General features: G+C 58.9%; 2 protein-coding genes and 1 pseudogene. 2 read left to right on the top strand and 1 reads right to left on the bottom strand.

All coding sequences use genetic code 11. The annotated features are described in order from the left end of the window. Window positions 1–137 precede the first annotated feature (137 nt). Window positions 138–1,313: a zinc-dependent alcohol dehydrogenase gene (locus tag TW83_RS18150; protein ID WP_035366856.1), complete on the bottom strand. Its 1,176-nt coding sequence runs from the start codon at window positions 1,311–1,313 to the stop codon at window positions 138–140. A 434-nt stretch (window positions 1,314–1,747) separates the two neighbouring features. Between TW83_RS18150 and TW83_RS20950 the strand changes: the two are divergent. Next, window positions 1,748–1,885: pseudogene (locus TW83_RS20950) on the top strand (IS481 family transposase); the annotation flags it as partial. Then, window positions 1,866–2,123: a hypothetical protein gene (locus tag TW83_RS21495; RefSeq protein ID WP_045984187.1), complete on the top strand. Its 258-nt coding sequence runs from the start codon at window positions 1,866–1,868 to the stop codon at window positions 2,121–2,123. The pseudogene TW83_RS20950 and the gene TW83_RS21495, both read left to right, overlap by 20 nt. Window positions 2,124–2,267: the final 144 nt, after the last annotated feature.

Genomic DNA, 2,267 nt, shown 5'->3' with positions numbered 1-2,267 from the left:
GCTCTGCGGACAACGGCGCACGCGTGAAACCGCTTGACTGAGACGACCCCGTTACCGAAGTCCTGACCCTAGATTTCTAAGTGGTCGATTTCCGATGACGGCATCGATAAGCGTCCTGTTCCCGGTTATTCCGCCAATCAGCCGTGCGGGCGCATAACAACCTTGATCACACCTTCTTCCTTGTCGCGGAATTTAGCGTACATTTCTGGCGCGTCTTCAAGACTGGCCGGGTGGGTGATCACGAAGCTGGGGTCGATCGCGCCCGCGACGATTTTTTCCAACAACGGTCTAGTATAGCGCTGCACGTGGGTTTGGCCGAGCTTGATCGTTAGTCCTTTGTTCATCGCTGCACCGATCGGAAGCTTGTCACCCATCCCGACGTAGACGCCGGGCACGGAGACCGTGCCGCCCTTGCGGCAGCTCATGATCGCCTGCCGCAGGACGTGGACGCGATCAGTGGCGAGCATCATGCTTGCCTTCACCTTGTCCATGACCGCGTCCGCCGCCCCGTGCGCGGCCGCCTCGCAGCCGACAGCATCGATGCAGCTGTCGGGGCCCCGGCCCTTGGTTCGCGCCTGCAGCTCGTCATAGACATCGGTTTCGGCGAAGTTAATCGTCTCAGCGCCACCGGCCTCCGCCATGGCGAGTCGTTCGGGCACCTCGTCGATCGCGATCACGCGGCCGGCGCCCATCATCAGCGCGGAGCGGATGGCGAACTGGCCGACCGGACCGCAGCCCCAGATCGCGACGGTGTCGCCATGCTCGATCTGCGCATTCTCGGCGGCCATGTAGCCGGTCGGGAAGATATCCGATAGGAAGAGGGCCTGCTCATCGGTAACGTTGTCGGGAATCTTGATCGGACCGACATCCGCCATCGGCACGCGGAGATACTCCGCCTGGCCGCCGCAGTAGCCGCCCAGCATGTGGCTGAAGCCGAACAGCCCGGCGGGCGAATGGCCCATCGCCTTGGCGGCCATCTCGGCGTTCGGATTGGTCCGATCGCAGGCCGCAAACAGACCCTTTTTGCAGAACCAGCAATCGCCGCAGCTGATGGTGAACGGCACCACCACCCGGTCCCCGATCTTGAGGTTGGTGACCTCGGACCCGAGCGCCACGACCTCGCCCATGTTCTCGTGGCCGAGGATGTCGCCGGCCTCCATGGTAGGCTGATATCCATCCAGCAGGTGAAGGTCCGACCCGCAGATCGCGCAGGCGGTTACTTTGATGATCGCATCGCGCGGGTGCTTGATCTCGGGATCCGCGACGGTGTCGACTCGGACATCGCCCTTACCGTGCCAGCATAGTGCGCGCATGTCGTTTCCCCATCTAGTCGTTTCCCCATCTAATCGGACGTCCCCGTCGTAAGGACCTCGTCTAAAGCGCTCAACGCCTTGGGCTGCGGCATGGTTCCCGTCTGTCGGATCCGTGAACGAGCAGCCATTTTCGGGCAGCGATCGGCGAGCTCACCCGCGACATCAGGCTCAAACTGTTCGTAAAACGGCCGTTTCGCGGCCCACCCCGACTCTCAAAACCGAGCCCGAGCTGCTAGGACCATCATTCGGTCACAAACTTGGGGATGAGTTAGCTTGGGCTCTGATGATGTGACCGCTCCCCTTTGTGGATCGTTGCAGACCCACCCTGGCACATCAGATGCCGTCGGGGGGCGGTCACATCATCAGAGCCAGGTTAGGTGTTTGATCCCACAGTTTGATGGTGCGATCCTTTCCCAGGAATGGAAGGAAGCATTATGGGCCAGGTTCGTCACGGAAGCGCCACGACCACGTACGCCGTCAGAGCTGCAATACAACGATCGCAAGCTTCGCTCGCGACGTTGAGCCGGGATCTGGGGATCAACCCAAAGACGGTTGCGAAATGGCGCAAGCGCCAAGAACATCGACTATGAAATCTTCAACCTCTATCTCGATAGCAGGGATTACCGGCGGATCTTCCAACGTGAAGCCGAGAAAAATACAGGTATCTTGGCGGATATGCTGAATGAAGCCGCGCAGATACAACCGGATATTCTCAGGAGCTACATCATCGGCGCAGGGTTGCGGTTGAAGATCGCCCCAACCGGAGCTGGCAAAGGCGTCAAATTAAGTAAGCAGAATAGTCGTTACTAAAAGTTTTTTTCTGTATCGTTAGAACAATGCAAAATGAACGGATAATATTATGGACGGTTATTGCCCTTATTGCTTAGGCTCCAGACCCATTGATTTCAGGCGTTTGGCATGATTCAGGCTCCGCCAGGAGACCTGATCGATGAG

The organism is Paracoccus sp. S4493, assembly GCF_000967735.1.
GTDB classification, from domain to species: domain Bacteria; phylum Pseudomonadota; class Alphaproteobacteria; order Rhodobacterales; family Rhodobacteraceae; genus Paracoccus; species Paracoccus marcusii.
This window is presented reverse-complemented; position numbering and strand designations above follow the sequence as displayed.

Excerpts from the sequence above, each read along its gene's own strand:
- TW83_RS18150 (WP_035366856.1), bottom strand. The coding sequence starts at position 1,313 with ATGCGCGCACTATGCTGGCACGGTAAGGGCGATGTCCGAGTCGACACC.